Raw genomic sequence first — 18,934 nt, forward strand, 5'->3', positions numbered from 1 at the left:
CCCCTTCTGGTTCTTAGCTGGCCGATTGAACTGACTTTCCGACTGCGCTCTTTCGAGAGCCCTTGGCCTCCTCGGGCTCCAGATTCGAAAAAATGCCTGTGAGCAGATCCGCCCATTTCCGCTGCCCGGCTTCGCCGGAGATTTCGTCGTTGCGGATTTCGATCATAGCGCAGGCCAGGCCGCGCGGACGCGCATGGCGTTCCAGCGTGAAATAGACGCGGTCGGCCGGCGAATAGGGCTCGTTGACGCCGACAGCGACGCCAGAGAGTCGCTTCAACGCGGCGATCAGTGGTGACGCCAGCCGGCGATCTTCGTCATGGATGATTCCGATGTGCCAGGGCCGGCTCTTGGCTTTGTAGACCGGCGTGAAGGAATGGACGGACACCAGTCGCGTCTCCTGCCCGCGCGCCAGCCTCTTGTCGACAATGCGCTCGACCGCGTCATGGAAGGGCTGCCACGACAGGGCAATCCGCGCGGCGCGCTGCTTTTCCGACAGGCCGGCATTGCCGGGAATGATTGTGGTTTCGCTGACCGGCGGCACCAGATCCGGCGCGTCGAGGGGGCGATTGCAGTCGATGACAAGCCGCGAGATGCAGGTTTCGACCAGCGTCGCGTCGAGCGCCTCGGCCATGCGGCGGGCGACCGGCAGCGCACCGGGATCCCAGGCGATGTGGCGGGAAAGGTCCTCGGCAGGAAGGCCGAGCGTTCCGAATTCCGCCGGCAGGAAATTGGAAGCGTGGTCGCAGGTCAGCACGAATGGGCTCGATCCGCCGGGGTTTGTCACCCTTACGGTATCAGACGATGCAAGGCTGGCGGGCCGTGCTGTCTCCATTGTCTGCCGTCCCCGGGGAGCGCTGTATCGTATGTTACGTATTTTGCCTCATTGCGTCCCTGTGGATGATTTCATACAGTTTGTCAGGTTTTGTCAAATGCGATTTCGGCAAAATGGCCAGGGTGGGGAAAAGATGATTTCCAGCATTGCCGAACTGATCTCGGACCGCATCGGCACGATGCCGGCCGGCGAGCGGCGCGCCGCGCAGACGCTGATCGCCAATTATCCGCTGATCGGCCTGAAGACGGTTGCCGAATTCTCTCAGTCGGCCGGCGTATCCTCGCCAACGATCCTGCGTTTCGTGGCCCGGCTCGGCTTCCAGAACTATCCTGAATTCCAGTCGGCGCTGCAGGACGAACTGGCGGCGCAATTGCAGTCGCCGGCATCGCGAACGCTCAATCCGTCGTCGCCGGGCGGCACCGTGTCGCCGATGCTGGAAGCAACGCTCGACAATATGCGCGAAACGTTCAGGCACCTGTCCGACAAGCAGCTTGCCGACATCGCCGCGAGACTGGCCGACCGGCGCGGCAAGACATTCCTGATCGGCGGCCGCTTCACCGATCCGCTGGCGCGCTACATGGCCGCCCATCTCGCCATCGTCCAGCCCAATGTCTTCCACCTCGCCGGACAGGAGAGCGTCTGGCGCGACCGGCTGATCGATATGGGTAAGCACGACGTGCTGGTGATCTTCGATATCAGGCGCTACCAGGACAGCCTTGTCCGCTTCGCCGAGACGGCGCACCAGCGCGGCGTGCAGATCGTTCTGTTCACCGACCAGTGGTTGTCGCCGATCGCCCGCTTCGCCCGCCATGTCATCGCCGGGCGCACCGCGGTGCCCTCGGCCTGGGACTCTTCCGCAGCCCTTTTCGTCGTCGCCGAGACGCTGATCGGCGCAGTCACCCGGCAGCTCGAGGCCGAAGGCGCCAAACGCATCCGCGAACTGGAGAGCCTGCGCTAGACCCGAGGGCGCCAAGCCCAACCCTACACAGATTTTAATGTGCAAGGCCGCAGGAGAATTGCCATAAAGCCGTGGTATCGATGTCGCACTGCGCATGTCGGGTGTGTAGTTGCGTCTGCTTCATCCTGACAAACGGTAGACGGGATTTTTTGCCAACCGGAGTGCCGATGGCCGCCTGGAAACAGATCGTTTTTGCGCTTGTAATCCTGGTGGCGGTGGCTGCCGCCTGGGTGCGCTTTTTTCCCGGCGCGCCTGAAGTGCTGGCGCGCTGGGGGGTAGACTGGGCTTATGCCGCAACGCCTCCGGCCGAGACGAGCGCCGTCGCCAACGCAAGCCAGGCGGGCGTCCACAACGGTGCCGGCCAACGGGTGACCATCGTTGCATTGCCGGCGAGCGCGGCCACCATCAACGACCGCTTGCGGGCGATCGGCACCGGCCGCGCCAACGCCGCGGTAACGGTCAATCCATACAGCTCCGGCCGCCTCACCGAACTGCTGGTCGAGTCCGGCGTCCATGTCGAGAAGGGGCAGATCATCGCCACCCTCGATTCCGACACCGAGGTGATCGCCCAGGATCGCGCCAAGGTCGGCCTGCAGGACGCGCAGGCCAAGCTCGACCGGGTCAAATCACTGCGCGCTTCCAACGCCGCGACACCGGTCGCCGTCGCCGATGCCGAGGTTGCGCTGGCGAACGCCAAGCTGGCGCTTCGCGATGCGGACCTGGCCTTGCAGCGTCGCTCGATCGTCGCGCCGATCGCCGGCACTGTCGGCATCCTGCCGATTGCCGCTGGCAACTACGTGACCAGCCAGTCGGCGGTCGCCACCCTCGACGACCGTTCCAGCATCCTGGTCGACTTCTGGGTGCCCGAGCGCTTCGCCGCCGCCGTCAAGGTCGGGGCGCAATTGTCGGCGACGCCGATCGCCAATCCCGACAAGACCTACACCGGCACGGTTTCCGCCATCGACAACCACATCGACGAGAAGAGCCGCACCCTTCTGGTCAAGGCAAAGATCGCCAATCCGGCCGATTCGCTGCGCGCCGGCATGTCCTTTCAGATCACCATGAAATTCTCCGGCGACAGCTATCCGGCCGTAAGCCCGCTGGCGATCCAGTGGGGCTCGAATGGCGCCTATGTCTGGGCGGTCGCGGACGGCAAGGCCAAACGGGTTGCCGTGCGCATCATCCAGCGCAACACCGAGACCGTGCTGATCGACGCCCCGATCGTCAGTGGCGACATGGTGGTAACCGAAGGCACCCAGAGCGTCAGCGACGGCGGTGAGGTCCGTATTGCCGGCCAGGAACAGCGCGCCGCCGACGCCGACGGCCCATGACCGAGACCAACAACGCCGCCAGCGACACCGGCTTTACCGCACTGTTCATCCGCAGGCCGGTGATGGCCTTCGTGCTGAACACATTGATCGCGGTTGCCGGCCTTGCCGCTTTCTACGGCGTCGAGATCCGCGAACTGCCGGATGTCGACCGCGCTGTCGTCACAGTTTCGACGACCTTCGAGGGAGCCGCGGCCGAAACCGTCGACCGCGAACTGACCGACACGATCGAGGGCGCGGTCGCCCGCGTCTCCGGTGTCAAGTCGATCTCGTCCACCTCCTCCTTCGGCTCGAGCCGCGTCACCATCGAATTCAATGACGGCGTCGACCTCGACGTCGCAGCGTCGGATGTGCGCGACGCCGTCGGCCGCGTCGCCAACCAGATGCCGGACACGGCGGATCCGCCGCGCATCGTCAAGGCCGACGCCAATTCAGATCCGGTGATGCGGCTGGCGGTCACCTCCGACACCATGTCGGTGCAGGACATGACGGTGTTGGTCCAGGACCAGATCGAGGACGAGCTTGCCGCTGTTCCTGGCGTTGCCGACGTCCAGGTCTATGGCGACCGCGACAAGATCTTCCGCATCGACGTCGACCAGGACAAGCTTGCCAGCCAGAGCTTCACAGTCGCCGATCTCAGGGCAGCGCTTGCTTCGGTCGCCTTCGATTCGCCGGCCGGCTCGATTACCACGACCAACCAGAACCTCATTGTGCGCACGACTGCGGACGTGACCACGCCGGAGGAATTCGAGAACATCATCATCGGCGGCACTACGCGCATCCGCGATGTTGCCACCGTCACGCTCGGTCCCGACATCGGCCAGACCACGCTGCGTTCGGATGGCAAGACCGGCATCGGCCTCGGCATCATCCGGCAGGCGGAATCGAACACGCTGGATATTTCAACCGGCGTGAAGGCTGCCGTCGCCAAGCTGCAGGCGAACCTGCCTCAGGGCATGTCGATCAAGGTTACCAGCGACGACGCAGTCTTCGTCAACGGCGCCGTGCATGAAGTCGAGATCGCGCTCGCCCTGTCTGTGTCCATCGTGCTGATTGTCATCTACGTCTTCCTCCTCGACTGGCGCGCGACGCTCATTCCGGGACTCTCGATGCCGGTCGCCATGATCGGGACGATCGCCGCCATCTACCTCGCCGGCTTCTCGGTCAACATATTGACACTGCTCGCCTTGGTGCTGGCCACGGGCCTGGTCGTCGACGATGCCATCGTCGTGCTCGAAAACATCGTGCGCCGGCGCAACGAAGGCATGGGGCCACGTGCCGCCGCGGTGCTCGGCGCCAGGGAAGTGTTCTTCGCCGTCATCGCCACGACGCTGACGCTGGTTGCCGTCTTCGTGCCGATCTCCTTCCTGCCCGGCCAGGCGGGCGGTCTGTTCCGTGAATTCGGCTTCGTGCTGGCCATGTCGGTGCTTCTGTCCTGCGTGGTGGCGCTGACCCTTTGTCCGATGCTCGCCTCACGCATACTGTCCGGCGCGCCGCTTCACCATGAGGGAGTCAGCGGTGCCGGCGCCCGCATCGGCGGCGCGCTGAACGCGCTCTACCGGCGCTGCCTGCACATCTGCCTCGACGCGCCGTGGATCGTACTGCTGGTCGCGGTGCTGTTTGCCGCCACCGCCTTCACCCTGTTCGGCACGATCCGCCAGGAATTGACGCCGATCGAGGATCGCGGCGTCGTGCTGCTGCGCATCAGCGCGCCGCAAGGCGTCAGTCTCGACTACACGACCGGGCAGATGCAGAAGATCGAAAGACTGATCCAGCCGCTGCGCGATTCCGGCGAGATACGCAGCACCTTCGAAAGCGCCGGCCAAAACGGCGCCTACAGCAGCGGCTTCATGGTGATGACGCTGGCGCCGTGGAACGAGCGCAGCCGCAGCCAGCAGCAGATCATGGCTGAGATCAGCCAGTTCACCCGGCAGGTGCCGAGCGTGCGCGTCTTTCCAGTGCAGCCCAACAGCCTCGGCATCCGCGGCGCCGGCAACGGCCTGCAGTTCGCGCTGGTCGGCAATGATCGCAAGGCGCTCGGCGATGCCGCGGTGAAGATCATCGCCGAGATGCGCAACGACCGTCGTTTCCAGTCGCCGCGGCTCTCCGTCGATCCGACGCAGCCGCAGCTTGCCGTCGCCATCGACCGCGAGCGCGCCTCCGACCTCGGCATCGACATCACCGGACTTGCCGACACCTTGCAGGCCATGCTCGACGGCAACGACGTCGTCGACGTCTATATCGCCGACCGCAGCTACGGGGTGAAGCTGGTCTCGACCACCAACCCGATCAACGATCCGACCGATCTGGAGAACATCTTCCTGAAGACGGCAGACGGCCGTTTCGTGCCGATGTCGACCATTGCCACCTTGACCGAGCGGGCCGTGCCGCCATCTTTGACCCGCGAGCAGCAGCAGCCTTCGGTGGCCATCACCTCCAATCTCAGCGGCGATTTCGCGCTCGGCGGAGCGCTTACCCGGGCCGAGGAGATCGCCACGCCGCTTCTGCCGCCGGGCAGCCGCATCCTGCCGCTGGCCGAGGCCGCGACGCTGGGCGAGACCAACAGCGCCATGGTGACCATCTTCGGTTTCGCGCTGGTCATTATCCTTCTGGTGCTCGCCGCCCAGTTCGAGAGTTTCGTCAGCGCCGTCATCATCATGGCGACGGTGCCGCTCGGGCTTGCCTGCGCGATCTTCGCGCTTCTGTTCTCCGGCACCAGCCTCAACGCCTACTCCCAGATCGGCCTGGTGTTGCTGGTCGGCGTCATGGCCAAGAACGGCATCCTGATCGTCGAATTCGCCAATCAGTTGCGCGATCGCGGGCTCGGCGTGCGCCAGGCGATCGAGCAGGCCTCCATCATTCGCCTCAGGCCGGTGATGATGACGATGATCTGCACCGTGCTCGGCGGCGTGCCGCTGGTTTTGGCGAGCGGCGCCGGCGCCGAGGCGCGCATCGCGCTCGGCTGGGTGATCGTCGGCGGGCTGGGGCTTGCCACCATCTCGACCCTGTTCCTGACCCCGGTCGCCTATCTCTTGCTCGGCCGTTTCGTCACGCCGAAGGTGGAAGAGGAAACGCGGCTGAAGCGCGAGCTTGAGGAAGCCGCCTACGCCAATGTCGAGCCGGCGGAGTAGCGCCTACGGCCGAATGAACACCTTGCCATTCGGCTTGCCGAGTTCCGCGGGAACCCTCGCCATGGCTTCAGTCAGAGGCACGATCGCCGTCACGTCGGTCGACCAGCGCCCGTCGGAAAAGCGCTGCTGCGCTTCCATGACGGCTGATCCACGCCGGTCGCGGAACTGGCGCATCCATTCGCTCAGCCAGAAACCCTCGATACGCTTGCGCTGGAAGATCAGCTGCCCAGGCTCGCGGATGATTGTCGTCTCCGGATCGAGCCGCCCGTAGATGATCCAGCGTGAGCGCTTCGGCATGGCGTCGAAGATGGCCGAGGCCAGTGGCCCGGTCACCGCATCGAGGAAGATGCGCGGCTGCTCGGCCTTGATCACTTCGCGCAGCGTCGCTTTGAAATCGGGCGCCTTCTCGTTGAGGACACGGGCCGCACCGATCTCCTTCAAATGCTCGATCTGCTCGTCGCGGCGCACAGTGACGATCGGTCGGAAACCTTGCTCCCTGGCCAGGCCAATGACCAGCTTGCAAAGCTGGCTGCCGCCGGCGGTCATGATGAAGGCTTTCTCGCCTTCCTGCCTGACGATGTCGAACATGGCTAGCGCGGTGATCGGGTTGACGATCATCGCCGCGCCGTCCTCGTCGCGCACGGTGTCGAGGAGCGGGATGCAGGCGACAGCTTCCGCGACTGCATATTCGGCCCAAGAACCCCAGTTCGACAGGCCGGTGGCGAAGGCAACGCGCTTGCCGGCGAGGCTCGCGGCGTAGGAGTCGTCACCAGTCGCGGCGACAATGCCGACGCCTTCGAAACCGGGCGGTTGCCCCTTGGCGCGCGGCTGGCCATATTGCCCCTTGATGAAGGCGACATCGGACGGATTGATCGAAGCGAGGCTGACCTTGATCAGCACTTGCGTCGGGCCGGGCGTCGGCACCGCGATGCTGCCTAGCCGGAGATAAGGTTCCATCGCTTCGAGCGCGCTGCCGGTGGGCGTCTTGGTGTAGCCGTCATCGACAAGCAGCAGCGCCTTCATTTCGGACGGAACAGCCATCGGGAAACTCCCTGATTGCAGGCACCCATTAGTCGCTCAGACTTTTTCCTGCGTGTATTTCTTCAGCTCCGTCCGCGCCACCTGCCGGCGATGCACCGCATCCGGTCCATCGGCGAGGCGCAGCGTGCGCAAATGCGTCCATGAGCGCGCCAGCGGCGTGTCCTGGCTGATGCCTTGTGCGCCGAACATCTGCACCGCCTCGTCGGTGACCTTGAGCGCGACACGCGGCGCGACCACCTTGATCTGGCTGATCCAGGGCGCGGCGGCGCGCGCGTCGCCCTGATCGATCATCCACGCCGCCTTGAGGCAGAGCAGCCTGGCCATTTCGATCTCCATCCTGCATTCGGCGATGATGTCGAAGTTGGCGCCGAGTCTGGCCAAAGGCTGGCCGAAGGCCTCGCGGCGGACGGAGCGCTGGCATAGCATCTCCAGCGCCATTTCGGCCTGGCCGATGGCGCGCATGCAGTGATGGATGCGGCCGGGCCCGAGGCGGCCTTGCGCGATCTCGAAGCCCCTGCCCTCGCCAAGGATCAGGTTCGACGCCGGCACCCGCACATTCTCGAATCTGAGATGCATATGGCCGTGCGGCGCATCGTCGTCGCCATAGACCTGCATCGCCCGCAGCTTGGTCACGCCTCTTGTGTCGGAGGGCACCAGGATCATCGAATGCCGGCGGTGCCGCGGTTCCTCATCGCCGCCGGTCCTCACCATGACGATGTAGATGGCACAGCGCGGATCGCCGGCGCCTGATGCCCACCATTTCTCGCCGTTCAGCACATAGTCGCCGCCTTGCCGTTCGCAGCGCATGGCGATATTCGTGGCGTCGGAAGAGGCGACATTCGGCTCGGTCATCAGGTAGGCCGAGCGGATCTTTCCGTCGAGCAGCGGCTCCAGCCACTCTTTCTTGTGTTCCATCGAACCGTAGCGTTCCAGCACTTCCATATTGCCGGTGTCAGGCGCCGAGCAGTTGAAGGTCTCGGCGCCGAGATGCGCCTTGCCCATCTCTTCGGCGAGATAGGCATATTCGACAGTGGAGAGCCCATAGCCGCGCTCCGAGCCGGTCAGCCAGAAATTCCACAGGCCGCGCTCTTTCGCGGTCGTCTTCAGCCCTTCGAGAATTTCGGTCTGCCGTGCGCTATGGACCCAGCGGTCGCCGCCCTTGCCGATCTCGGCCAGGAATTCCTCGCTGAGCGGCGTGATCTCGTCCCGCACCATCGCCGCGACGCGCGCGTGGATCGGCTTCAGCCGCTCGGTCATGCCCAGATTCATGTCCGCCATCGATCTCCGGCCCTCTCAACGCGTATCCAGGCCCTTTACCCGTGGCAAGGATGACCGTACTTCGGATAGCCTTGTCAACGCGAGCCCTTTCACCCGGATCGTGAGAGCAAAGGCGCGGAGAAATTTGCGATGAGCTATCTGGACGAACTGTTTTCGGTCGCCGGCAAGACCGCGCTGGTCACCGGCGGTGCGACCGGCATCGGCCGCATGGCGGCGACCGCGCTGATCAGGGCCGGCGCCACCGTGATGATCGCCTCGCGCAAGGGCGAGGATTGCATCAGGGTGGCCGGCGAATTGAACGGCCTCGGCGCCTCCGGCCGGGCGGAGGGCTTCGCCGGTGATGTCTCCAGCGAAGCCGGCATCGCGGCGCTGGTTGCCGAAGTGAAGATGCGGTCGGAACGGCTGCACATCCTGGTCAACAATGCCGGCACTTCCTGGGGAGCTCCGTTGGAAAGCTTCCCCTACCATGCCTGGGCCAAGGTGTTCGGCGTCAACGTCACCGCCGTCTTCCACCTGACGCGCGAATTGCTGCCGCTGCTCGACGCCGCCGCCAGCGACGCCGATCCGGCCCGAGTGATCAATCTCGGTTCGGTGATGGGCACCCAGCCGCTCGCCGACGACGCCTATTCCTACACTGCCTCCAAGGCTGCGGTTCACCATCTGACGCGCACGTTGGCGATCGAGTTTGCCGCCCGCCACATCACCGTCAACGCCTTTGCCCCCGGTCCCTTCCAGAGCCGCATGACCGCTTTCGCCACCGGCAGCGAGGAGCAGGCGAAACATGTCGGCAGCCATGTTCCGATCGGCCGCATCGGCGCGCCGGATGACATTGCCGGCGCAACGCTCTATTTGTGCGGCCGTGCTGGCAGCTATGTCACCGGTGCCATCCTGCCAATCGACGGCGGGCAATCGGTGCAGCATGGGCTGAAATTGTTCAAGGAATGAAACCGCTCGATCCCAGGGCGAAGTGGAGGACATCAGCGTGGAACCGATCAGTCTCGATGTGCTTCTGGCCAGCGTCGGCAAGGAAGTCGGCGTGTCACCATGGCGGGTGGTGTCGCAGCGCATGATCGACCAGTTCGCCGATGCCACCGACGATCACCAGTTCATCCATTGCGACCCGGAACGCGCCAGGCGCGAGACGCCGTTCGGCGGCACCATCGCGCATGGCTTCCTGTCGCTTTCGCTGTTGTCGGCGATGACCTTCGAGACCATGCCGCCGCTCGAAAACAGCAAGATGGGCGTCAATCACGGTTTCGATTCGCTGCGCTTCCTGGCGCCGGTCAAGACCGGCTCGCGCATCCGCACCCGTTTCGTGCTGGCCGACGTCAAGGTCCGGCCGTCTGGCTGGGTGCAGACGGCGCATGACGTGACCATCGAGATCGATGGCTCGAAAAAGCCGGCGCTGACCGCGCGCTGGCTGACGCTGACGCTGATCGAACGCCAACCAGAGGCGGCATGATCGACGCGAACACGCTCGACCAGGCAGCCCTTGCGTCCTACCTCGAGGCCGAAATCCCCGGTTTTGGTGGGCTTCGTTCAATTGAAAAATTCAAATCCGGACAATCGAACCCGACCTATCTGCTTACGGCGGCAAGCGGCCGCTATGTGCTGCGCGCCAAGCCGCCGGGCCGGTTACTGAGATCCGCGCATCAGGTCGATCGCGAGTTCAGGGTGATGAAGGCGCTTTCCGCCACGGCGGTACCGGTGCCCGTGATGCTGCATCTTTCCGGCGAAACCTCGCCGATCGGCCGCATGTTCTACGTGATGGACTTCGTCGACGGCCGCATCTTTTGGGACCCGGCATTGCCGGAGGTGTCGGGCAATGACGAGCGTGCCGCGATCTACGATGCCATGAATGCAACGCTCGCCGCGCTGCACGACGTCGATGTCGAAGCTGCAGGGCTTGGCGATTTCGGCAAGCCGGGTAGTTATTTCGAGCGCCAGTTTGCCCGCTGGACCGGCCAGTACCGTGCCTCCGAAACCGGCACGGTGGCCGACATGGACCGGCTGATTGCCTGGCTGGAGACGCACCTGCCCGCCGATGACGGCCGGGTTTCGCTGGTGCATGGCGACTACCGGCTGGACAACATGATCTTCGCGCCGGAGCGGCCGCAGGTTCTGGCGGTGCTCGATTGGGAACTGTCGACGCTCGGCCACCCCTTCGCCGACATCGCCTATCAGTGCATGCAATGGCGCCTGCCGCATTCGTCAGGGTTTCGTGGCCTTGGCGGCATCGACCGCGCGGCCCTCGGCCTGCCATCCGAGGAAGCTTATGTCGCCGCCTATTGCCGGCGGCGCGGACTTGCCGGCATCCGCAACTGGATCTTCTTCCTCGCCTTCTCCTTCTTCCGGTTCGCCGCGATCTGCCAGGGCGTCTACAGGCGCGCCCTAGACGGCAACGCCTCCAATCCGGAAAGGGCAAAGACCTATGGCGAGGCGGTGAAGCTCCTTGCCGGGCTTGCGGTGAAATTGCTCGGCAAGGAGACTTGAAGCGTTGGCGGTCGTGTCGACGCGGTCCAGGACCCCGCCCTTGTTCGTTTCCGTACAGCGTATATGATTTGGGTCGGCAACAAACAAACAAAGGTAGGCACAATTGCCGCTGAGCGTCCAGAAACGCCGCGAGAAACAGAAAGCCGAACTGCGCTCCGAACTGGTCGATGCAGCACACAGACTTGTGCAGGAGGAAGGCTATGAAGGCCTTACCATCCGCAAGCTGGCCAAGCGCGTCGGCTATGCGCCGATGTCGGTCTATTCCTACTTTGCCGATAAGCAGGACATCCTGTTCGCATTGGCCGAGGATGCCTTCGAGACTTTGGCCAGGCGCATCGAGGATCATCCGGCCGACGATCCGATCGAGGCACTGCAGGCGGTCATGACCGAATATGCCGCCTTCGGCTTCGGCAATCCCAACGAATATCGCACCGTGTTCATGACCGAGAAGGTCAAGCCGCCCGAAGGCAAGACCTTCGCCGAGATGGAGGAAGGCAACCCGGCGATGAAGGTGCTGATCAAACGGGTCGAGGCCTGCGTGGCCGCTGGCAAGCTCAAGGGCGATCCGCGCGCCATCGCCACCATGCTGTGGGCGGTCGGACATGGCACGATCTCGCTGTTGATCACCTTCCCCTTCTATCCATTCGGCGACCCGCAAGCTTTCGTGAGGCGGATGTGCGATTTCGCGCTTGCCGGGCTGACCACCCAGGACGTGCCGCCGCTGACCGAGACGCCGGTCAACTGCTGAGCGGCTCCTCCTCGGTTTCTTCCCCCTTAGAGCGCCGGGATGCGGGCTAGATCTTGCAACGGTACGATGCAATTTCCAGCGTTCAATAAAATTCTATCGTACATGTACGATTTCTGGCTTGAATTCTCCGGCTGCCCCACGTATATGTACACTATATCGTACATGTACGGAAAAAGATTGAACCGGAGATGATGATGATGAAGAAGACAATCCTCACCCTCGCCGCAGTGCTGGCACTCTCGGGCACGGCCGTTGCCGGTACCAGTGATCCAAGTAAGCAGGCCCCGGCTGCGGCCTGCGCAGACACCAGGACCAACGTAAAGCTCGATTGCGGCGCAACCGGTTCAGTCGCAAAGACGGATACTGCAGCCAAGACCGGCTCGGCCAAGGGTCCAAGGCTGGGCATCGGCATCAATCCGTGGATCGTGCCCAGCACGTTCTGAGCCAATCGACGGATCAGTCCCTAATGGCACAACGATACCAATTAAGGGCGGCAGGATATCCTGACCGCCCTTTTTGCAGGTGCCCGTTTTCGTAGGGCCGGTTCTTGTAGGAGGCTGAGCTCAGCCGAACCAGCCAGGCAGATTATTTTCCGCGTTTCTTTCTTCCTGCCACCGACTCGGGCTTTGCGGGGGCGCCGGAAATGGAGGTTCCGGTGATCGACACTGGATCGCTGGCCGGAAACGTATCCTCGAGCCCTTCCTCGAGCTCCTCTTCTGCGCTCGCCTCTCTGCGCTGCTCATGTTCGAAGGAGCGAACAGCCGGTGATTTCCTGGCTGACTTCGGCGCGGGTTTCGACGGCATCGGCACTCTCCCTCGGCTCGCTGTGGCAAACGGCCTTGCGCGGCGAACGTTCCCGACCGGCTTTTACCGAAACCGGTTTCCGCTTTTCGGGGTCAAGCCGCCGCGTCGCGGGCCGCCTCCGACAGGAAAGTAAAGACATAATCGGAGAAGGAACGCCAGCATTCGACCCGGAAGGCGTCGGCGGCGGTGCGCAACAGCACGATCTCGACCTTGCCCAGAATGGTGCGTGACGCCGCCCCCACCGGAAAGGCGTCGAGCGACAGGTCCTGCGGGCAGCCTGCGTTGATCGTTGCGGCAGCCGCCGGGCCAGTCACGGCAATGGCGACGTTGCGATTCGAGATGCCGACTGCCGAATGCAGCGCAGTGACTTTTGCGCAATCGGCGAGCGGGTCCTTTGCCGCCTGGTCGAGGACAAGCCATTCGTCAGGTCCGAGCCACAGGGCCGTGCGCCCGGCCTTTGCCACCGAGGTCTTTGGCTTTCGCGGCAGGGTGACGCCAAGCGCTTTCGAAAGCGCCGCGACAGATGCTTCCGGCGCACGCAGCGAAATGCGCTCCGCTGGCGGCAGCACTGCGAGCTTGACGCCGGTGGCCGACAGCTCCTGACCGGCGAGAGCCGGACGGCGTTCGGCCGACGGCGTAACGGCAGCAGTTTTCTTCGCGGCAGCCTTAGCCATTGAGGCGCTCCCCCTTCTCGTCGAAGAACACCATGCCGGTGACCTCCACCTCGATCACCTTGTCCGGCATCGGCACATAAAGCGTCTCGCCCATCCGGTCGCGGCCGCCGGCAACCAGCGCCAGTGCGATCGAGCGGCCGCAATTTTGCGACCAATAGCTTGAGGTGACATGACCGATCATCTTCATCGGGATCGCCTGCTTTGGATCGCCGACGATCTGGGCACCCTCTTCCAGCACCACCTTCGGGTCCTTGGTTTTCAGGCCGACAAGCTGCTTGCGGCCCTTGGCGACCAGGTCCGGCCGGGCCATGCCGCGAATGCCGACGAAGTCGGCCTTCTTCTTGCCGACCGCCCAGTCGAGCCCGGCATCGTTCGGCGTCACGGTGCCATCGGTGTCCTGGCCGACGATGATGTAGCCCTTTTCGGCACGCAGCACGTGCATCGCCTCGGTGCCGTAGGCACCGGCGCCGTGCTTCTGGCCCTCGGCCCACAGCGCTTCCCAGACGGCCTGGCCATAATCGGCCGGCACATTGACCTCGAAGCCTCGCTCGCCGGTGAACGACATGCGGAACAGCCTTGTCGGCACGCCGCAGATCTTGCCTTCGCGCACCGACATATGCGGCAGCGCCTCATCCGACATGTCGATGCCTTCGACCAACGGCGCGATGATCTCACGTGACTTCGGCCCCTGCACCGCAATCACCGCCCACTGTTCAGTGATCGAGGTCAGCCAGACGTTGAGATGCGGGAACTCGGTCTGGAAATAGTCCTCCATGTGGTTCATGACACGCGGCGCGCCGCCGGTCGTCGTCGTCACATGGAAACGGTCGGGCGCCAGCCTGCCGACGACGCCGTCGTCATAGATGAAACCGTCCTCGCGCAGCATGATGCCATAGCGGCAGCGGCCGGGCTCCAGCTTCTCCCACGGATTGGTGTAGAGCAGTTCCATGAACTTGGCCGCATCCGGCCCTACCACCTCGATCTTGCCCAGCGTCGAGGCGTCGAACAGGCCGGCTGTTGTGCGCACGGTGACGCATTCGCGATCGACGGCGGCGTGCATGTCTTCGCCCGGCTTTGGGAAATACCAGGCGCGCTTCCACTGGCCGACATCCTCGAACACCGCGCCGTGCGCCTCTGCCCAGGGTTGGATCGCCGTCTTGCGGGTCGGGTCGAACAATTCTCCGCGCGCATGGCCGACAATCGAGCCGAACGTCACCGGCGTGTAGGGCGCCCGAAACGTGGTGAGGCCGACCTGCGGGATCGGCTTGCCCAGCGTCTCGGCGGCAATGGCCAGTCCGTGCATGTTTGAGGTCTTGCCCTGGTCGGTCGCCATGCCGTTGGTGGTAAAGCGCTTGACGTGCTCGATCGAGTGCATGCCCTCATGCACCGCCTGGCGGATGTCCTTGGCGGTTACGTCGTTCTGGAAATCGACAAAGGCTTTTACCGTCGTACCCGGCCCGGCGCCGGGCGCCGCTCCCAGCATGCCGCGCGACCAGCTCTCGCTGGCATCGATCTTCGGCTTTGTACTCTTGGCGGCTTTGGCGCCGACATCCTTCGCCGCCTTGGTGCCCGCCGCATAGGCCTCGTCGATCGTCGCCATCAGTCCGTCGGTGCCGTTGCAGGCGCCGACCGAGATGCAATCCTGCGCATAGGTGCCGGGCACAAAGCGCTTGGTCTCGTCGTTGAAGGCGACCTTGCCGCGCGATTGCGAGAACAGGTGCACCGACGGCGTCCAGCCGGCCGACATCAGGATCGCGTCGACTGGGATGGTGCGCTCGCCGCCGCCGTTCTTCGGCTGCACGGTCATCGATGACACGCGCAATTTGCCGCCGGCGCGTATCACCGCGCGGCCAAAATTGACCTCCATGCCGAGCGCCCTCGCCTCGTTGATCACTGGCCCGGTCGGGTTATCGCGCAGGTCGACGATGGCCGCCACATTGACGCCGGCCTTCTTCAAATCGATAGCCGCCGCATAGGCCGAATCATTAGCCGTATAGACGCCGACATTCTTTCCGACGGCGACGCCATAGTGGTTGAGATAGGTGCGCGCGGCGGACGCCAGCATGACACCCGGCCGGTCGTTGTCGGCAAACACCATGTGCCGCTCGATGGCGCCTGTCGCAAGCACCACGCGCTTGGCCCTCACCTGCCACAGCCGCTCGCGCGGCAGGTCGCGGCCGGGTTTCTGCAAATGGTCGCCTATCCGCTCGACCAGGCCGACGAAATTCTGCGCATAATAGCCGAACGCCGTGGTGCGAGACAGCACGCGCACATTGTCCATGGCCCGGAGCTTGGCGACAGCGGCCTGCGCCCAGGCAAAACCGTCCTGGCCTTCGATCCTGGCGCCGCTCTCGAACCGCAGGCTGCCGCCGAAATCCGCCTGCTCGTCGGCAAGCATGACGCGCACACCGGTTTCAGCCGCGGCCAGCGCAGCGGCAATACCTGCGGCACCGCCGCCGAGCACCAGCACGTCGCAATGGGCAAAGCGCGCGGAATAGTGGTCGGGGTCTGGTTGGTCCGGCGCTACACCAAGGCCGGCCGCGGCGCGGATCTTCGGTTCATAAAGGTTTTTCCAGGCGGACTTCGGCCACATGAAGGTCTTGTAGTAGAAACCGGCTGAAAACAGCGGCGAGGCAATGTCGTTGACGGCACCCACGTCGAAGGACAGCGACGGCCAGCGATTCTGCGACTGCGCCGTAAGCCCGTCATAGAGCTCCTGCACCGTGGCGCGGACGTTCGGCGTCTTGCGCGCCGCGTCGCGTTCGATCTGGACCAGCGCATTGGGCTCTTCCGCGCCGGCCGAGAGGAAGCCGCGCGGCCGGTGGTACTTGAACGAACGGCCGACCAGATGGACGCCGTTGGCGAGCAGCGCCGAGGCCAGCGTGTCGCCTTCGACGCCGGCGTAAGCCTGGCCGTCGAAGCTGAAGCGGGCGGTCTTTGCCTGCTTGAGGCGCCCGGCGCCGGGAATGCGGAACGCTTCGATCATTTGGAGGCTCCCGGCAGCTTCGCGGGCTTCGGTTCGCCGGCCTTGTAGGTCATGATGAACTTGTCGGTGACGGTGTCGCGCACGGCGTTGAAGAACCGCGCGCAGCCATGCATGTGCCGCCAGCGCTCATAGATGATGCCTTTGGGATTCGAGCGGATGAAAAAGAACTTCTCGAAGTCGTCGTCGCTCTCGCCCGCGATGTTTGCCGAACGCGCAATATGCGCCTCGCCGGCGTTGCGGAACTCGAGTTCCGGACGCTCTTCCTCGCAATAGGGGCAACGGATCAGAAGCATCGTGTTGGTTCCTACGATTCGACAAGCATCAGCGGCATCGCGACAGCCATCTCGGCCATCATCAGTGCGCCACCGCCGCCGCTGCCGCTTCGTCGATCAGGCGGCCGGTGCGGAAGCGATCGATGGTGAAGGGCGCGTTGATCGGATGCGGATCGTCTCTGGCGATGGTGTGGGCAAAGACATGCCCTGAGCCTGGCGTCGCCTTGAAGCCGCCCGTGCCCCAGCCGCAATTGACATAGAGACCCGGCACCGGCGTCTTGGCCAGGATCGGCGAGCGGTCCGGCGTCACGTCGACGATGCCGCCCCAGCTGCGCAGCATCTTCATGCGCGTGAATATCGGGAACATCTCGCAGATGGCGTCGAGCGTGTGCTGGAGGATGTGCAGGCCGCCGGTCTGCGAATAGGAGACATACTGGTCGGTGCCGGCGCCGATGACCAACTCGCCCTTGTCGGACTGCGAGATATAGGCGTGCACCGTGTTCGACATTACCACGCAGGGAACCACCGGTTTGACCGGCTCCGACACCAGCGCCTGCAGCGGATAGCTTTCCAGCGGCATGCGCACGCCGGCCATGTTCATGATCACCGAGGAATGGCCGGCGGCAACGACGCCGACCTTCTTGGCGCCGATGAAGCCGCGCGTCGTCTCGACACCGGTGACCGCGCCGTTCGGCGCCCGCTTGACCCCGGTGACCTCGCAATTCTGGATGATGTGGACGCCGCGTGCCGAGGCGCCGCGCGCATAGCCCCAGGCAACGGCATCGTGACGGGCGGTGCCGCCGCGGCGCTGCAAGGCCGCGCCCACCACCGGATAGCGCGCATCCCTTGAGATGTTGAGCGGCGGACAGAATTCCTTCGCCGCTTCCGGCGTCAGCCATTCATTGTCGATGCCGTTCAGCCTATTGGCATGGACATGGCGCTTCAGCACCTGGATGTCGTGCACGTTGTGGGCCAGCATCATCACGCCGCGCGGCGAATACATGACGTTGTAGTTGAGCTCCTGGCTGAGCCCATCCCACAGCTTCAACGCGTGATCGTAGATGCCGGCGCTCTCGTCATAGAGATAGTTGGAGCGGATGATGGTGGTGTTGCGGCCGGTGTTGCCGCCGCCGAGCCAGCTCTTTTCAAGCACCGCGACATTGGTGATGCCGTGCACAGTGGCGAGATAGTATGCGGTGGCCAGGCCATGGCCGCCGGCACCGACGATGATGACGTCGTATTCCTTCTTCGGCTCAGGCGAGGACCATTGCGCCTCCCAGCCCTTATGACCGCGCATGGCCTCGCGGGCGATGGCGAATACCGAATATTTCTTCACGTTCCAGGCCTCGCGCCAAAGATCTCGCGGATTGCGGCCGGCGCTCACAAAGAGCCCCGGCGCGCGAGGTGTATCACTAGCGAAACGCAGCTGCCACCCTTGCGCTGTTTGCGACGGCGCTTGCCGTTTTGCGCCGTGACGGAGCGACGCATCTGGAACGATGAGCCGATCGACCCTGTGCCTTTGCAGGTATCGGGTGGCTCACACCGCCCCGATTTGCGACCAAGCATCCGGTCGCCGGCAAAGCCCGGCGCGAAGAAAAAGGATGTAAAAGAATGTTCGCTCTCGCCAACAAGGCCGCCATCGTCACCGGCGCCAGTTCCGGTATCGGTCGCGCCACCGCAAAACTCTTTGCCGAGGAAGGCGCCAAGCTCGTCATCGCTGCCCGCCGCCAGGCAGAGCTTGACCAGCTCGCTGCCGAAATCGAGGACGCCGGCGGCACGGCCGTCGCCCTTGCCGGCGACGTCAGGGACGAAGCTTACGCGAAAGCCCTCGTCGACCTCGCCGTCGGCAGGTTCGGCGGGCTCGACATCGCCTTCAACAATGTCGGCTCAGTCGGCCAGACGGGACCGGTTTCGGAGCTGTCGCTGGAGGGCTGGCGGGAGACGCTCGACACCAACCTTACAAGCGCCTTTCTCGGCGCGAAGTGCCAGGTGCCGGCGATGGTCGAACGCGGCGGCGGTTCACTGATCTTCACCTGCACCTTCATCGGCCATACCGTCGGCATGCCCGGCATGACCAGCTATGCCGCAAGCAAGGCCGGGCTGATCGGATTGACGCAGGTGCTTGCCGCCGAATACGGCGCCAAAGGCGTGCGGGTCAACGCGCTCCTGCCTGGCGGCACCGACACGCCTTCAAGCATCACCAACGCGCCGGATGCCGGCCCGGAAGTGCTGGCCTTCGTCAAAGGCCTTCATGCCCTGAAGCGCATTGCGCGGCCGCAAGAGATTGCCCGCTCTGTGCTCTATCTGGCTTCGGATGCGTCGAGCTTTACCACCGGAACGGCGCTGTTCGCCGACGGCGGCGTCTCGATCAACCGGACGTGAGCTGTTT

General features: G+C 64.2%; 17 protein-coding genes. 9 read left to right on the top strand and 8 right to left on the bottom strand.

What is annotated here, in order from left to right; genetic code table 11:
- Positions 1 to 13 precede the first annotated feature (13 nt).
- A complete protein-coding gene (locus EN859_RS25795; protein ID WP_127855613.1) occupies positions 14 to 832 on the bottom strand; it encodes an N-formylglutamate amidohydrolase in 819 nt (272 codons plus the stop codon).
- A gap of 133 nt (positions 833 to 965) precedes the next feature.
- On the opposite strand from EN859_RS25795, the gene EN859_RS25800 reads away from it, so the two are divergent.
- From EN859_RS25800 to EN859_RS25810, 3 genes are all read left to right on the top strand, one after another.
- Entirely contained in the window at positions 966 to 1,790 is an 825-nt protein-coding gene (locus tag EN859_RS25800) for a MurR/RpiR family transcriptional regulator (protein WP_127855612.1), read from the top strand.
- 167 nt (positions 1,791 to 1,957) lie between these two features.
- Positions 1,958 to 3,121 (top strand): efflux RND transporter periplasmic adaptor subunit, encoded by a 1,164-nt coding sequence (locus EN859_RS25805; RefSeq protein ID WP_127855611.1) that lies wholly within the window; start codon positions 1,958 to 1,960, stop codon positions 3,119 to 3,121.
- A complete protein-coding gene (locus EN859_RS25810) occupies positions 3,118 to 6,249 on the top strand; it encodes an efflux RND transporter permease subunit (protein WP_127855610.1) in 3,132 nt (1,043 codons plus the stop codon). The genes EN859_RS25805 and EN859_RS25810 overlap by 4 nt, the downstream gene beginning before the upstream one ends.
- Before the next feature lie 3 nt (positions 6,250 to 6,252).
- On the opposite strand, the gene EN859_RS25815 is transcribed toward EN859_RS25810, so the two are convergent.
- On the bottom strand, positions 6,253 to 7,290 hold the full coding sequence (locus tag EN859_RS25815) for a zinc-binding dehydrogenase (protein ID WP_127855609.1): 1,038 nt from the start codon (positions 7,288 to 7,290) through the stop codon (positions 6,253 to 6,255).
- A gap of 36 nt (positions 7,291 to 7,326) precedes the next feature.
- Positions 7,327 to 8,568: an acyl-CoA dehydrogenase family protein gene (locus EN859_RS25820; RefSeq protein WP_127855608.1), complete on the bottom strand. Its 1,242-nt coding sequence runs from the start codon at positions 8,566 to 8,568 to the stop codon at positions 7,327 to 7,329.
- 129 nt (positions 8,569 to 8,697) lie between these two features.
- On the opposite strand from EN859_RS25820, the gene EN859_RS25825 reads away from it, so the two are divergent.
- From EN859_RS25825 to EN859_RS25845, 5 genes are all read left to right on the top strand, one after another.
- Positions 8,698 to 9,513: an SDR family oxidoreductase gene (locus EN859_RS25825; protein ID WP_127855607.1), complete on the top strand. Its 816-nt coding sequence runs from the start codon at positions 8,698 to 8,700 to the stop codon at positions 9,511 to 9,513.
- A gap of 31 nt (positions 9,514 to 9,544) precedes the next feature.
- Positions 9,545 to 10,030, top strand: coding sequence for a MaoC family dehydratase (locus EN859_RS25830; protein WP_281015634.1), 486 nt, complete (start codon positions 9,545 to 9,547; stop codon positions 10,028 to 10,030).
- Positions 10,027 to 11,061, top strand: coding sequence for a phosphotransferase family protein (locus EN859_RS25835; RefSeq protein ID WP_127855605.1), 1,035 nt, complete (start codon positions 10,027 to 10,029; stop codon positions 11,059 to 11,061). The genes EN859_RS25830 and EN859_RS25835 overlap by 4 nt, the downstream gene beginning before the upstream one ends.
- Positions 11,062 to 11,164: 103 nt before the next feature.
- A complete protein-coding gene (locus tag EN859_RS25840) occupies positions 11,165 to 11,809 on the top strand; it encodes a TetR/AcrR family transcriptional regulator (RefSeq protein WP_127855604.1) in 645 nt (214 codons plus the stop codon).
- Positions 11,810 to 12,006: 197 nt separating this feature from the next.
- Positions 12,007 to 12,252, top strand: a complete 246-nt coding sequence (locus EN859_RS25845; RefSeq protein ID WP_127855630.1) for a DUF680 domain-containing protein — start codon at positions 12,007 to 12,009, stop codon at positions 12,250 to 12,252.
- Positions 12,253 to 12,394: 142 nt separating this feature from the next.
- On the opposite strand, the gene EN859_RS39605 is transcribed toward EN859_RS25845, so the two are convergent.
- The 5 genes from EN859_RS39605 to EN859_RS25870 all read right to left on the bottom strand — a co-directional run bounded on the left by EN859_RS39605 (position 12,395) and on the right by EN859_RS25870 (position 17,881).
- A complete protein-coding gene (locus EN859_RS39605) occupies positions 12,395 to 12,613 on the bottom strand; it encodes a hypothetical protein (protein WP_127855603.1) in 219 nt (72 codons plus the stop codon).
- 92 nt (positions 12,614 to 12,705) lie between these two features.
- Positions 12,706 to 13,287, bottom strand: a complete 582-nt coding sequence (locus EN859_RS25855) for a sarcosine oxidase subunit gamma (protein ID WP_127855602.1) — start codon at positions 13,285 to 13,287, stop codon at positions 12,706 to 12,708.
- Complete coding sequence (locus tag EN859_RS25860) at positions 13,280 to 16,273, bottom strand: sarcosine oxidase subunit alpha (RefSeq protein ID WP_127855601.1); 2,994 nt, start codon at positions 16,271 to 16,273, stop codon at positions 13,280 to 13,282. The genes EN859_RS25855 and EN859_RS25860 overlap by 8 nt, the downstream gene beginning before the upstream one ends.
- Positions 16,270 to 16,566, bottom strand: a complete 297-nt coding sequence (locus EN859_RS25865; RefSeq protein WP_127855600.1) for a sarcosine oxidase subunit delta — start codon at positions 16,564 to 16,566, stop codon at positions 16,270 to 16,272. The genes EN859_RS25860 and EN859_RS25865 overlap by 4 nt, the downstream gene beginning before the upstream one ends.
- Before the next feature lie 61 nt (positions 16,567 to 16,627).
- Positions 16,628 to 17,881 (bottom strand): sarcosine oxidase subunit beta, encoded by a 1,254-nt coding sequence (locus EN859_RS25870; protein ID WP_127855629.1) that lies wholly within the window; start codon positions 17,879 to 17,881, stop codon positions 16,628 to 16,630.
- Between the two features lie 275 nt (positions 17,882 to 18,156).
- Between EN859_RS25870 and EN859_RS25875 the strand changes: the two genes are divergently transcribed.
- The gene (locus tag EN859_RS25875; RefSeq protein WP_127855599.1) at positions 18,157 to 18,927 is read left to right on the top strand and encodes an SDR family oxidoreductase; all 771 of its coding nucleotides are present in this window, start codon (positions 18,157 to 18,159) and stop codon (positions 18,925 to 18,927) included.
- Positions 18,928 to 18,934 lie beyond the last annotated feature (7 nt).

The sequence above is a fragment of the Mesorhizobium sp. M00.F.Ca.ET.216.01.1.1 genome, assembly GCF_004010325.2.
GTDB lineage: Bacteria > Pseudomonadota > Alphaproteobacteria > Rhizobiales > Rhizobiaceae > Mesorhizobium.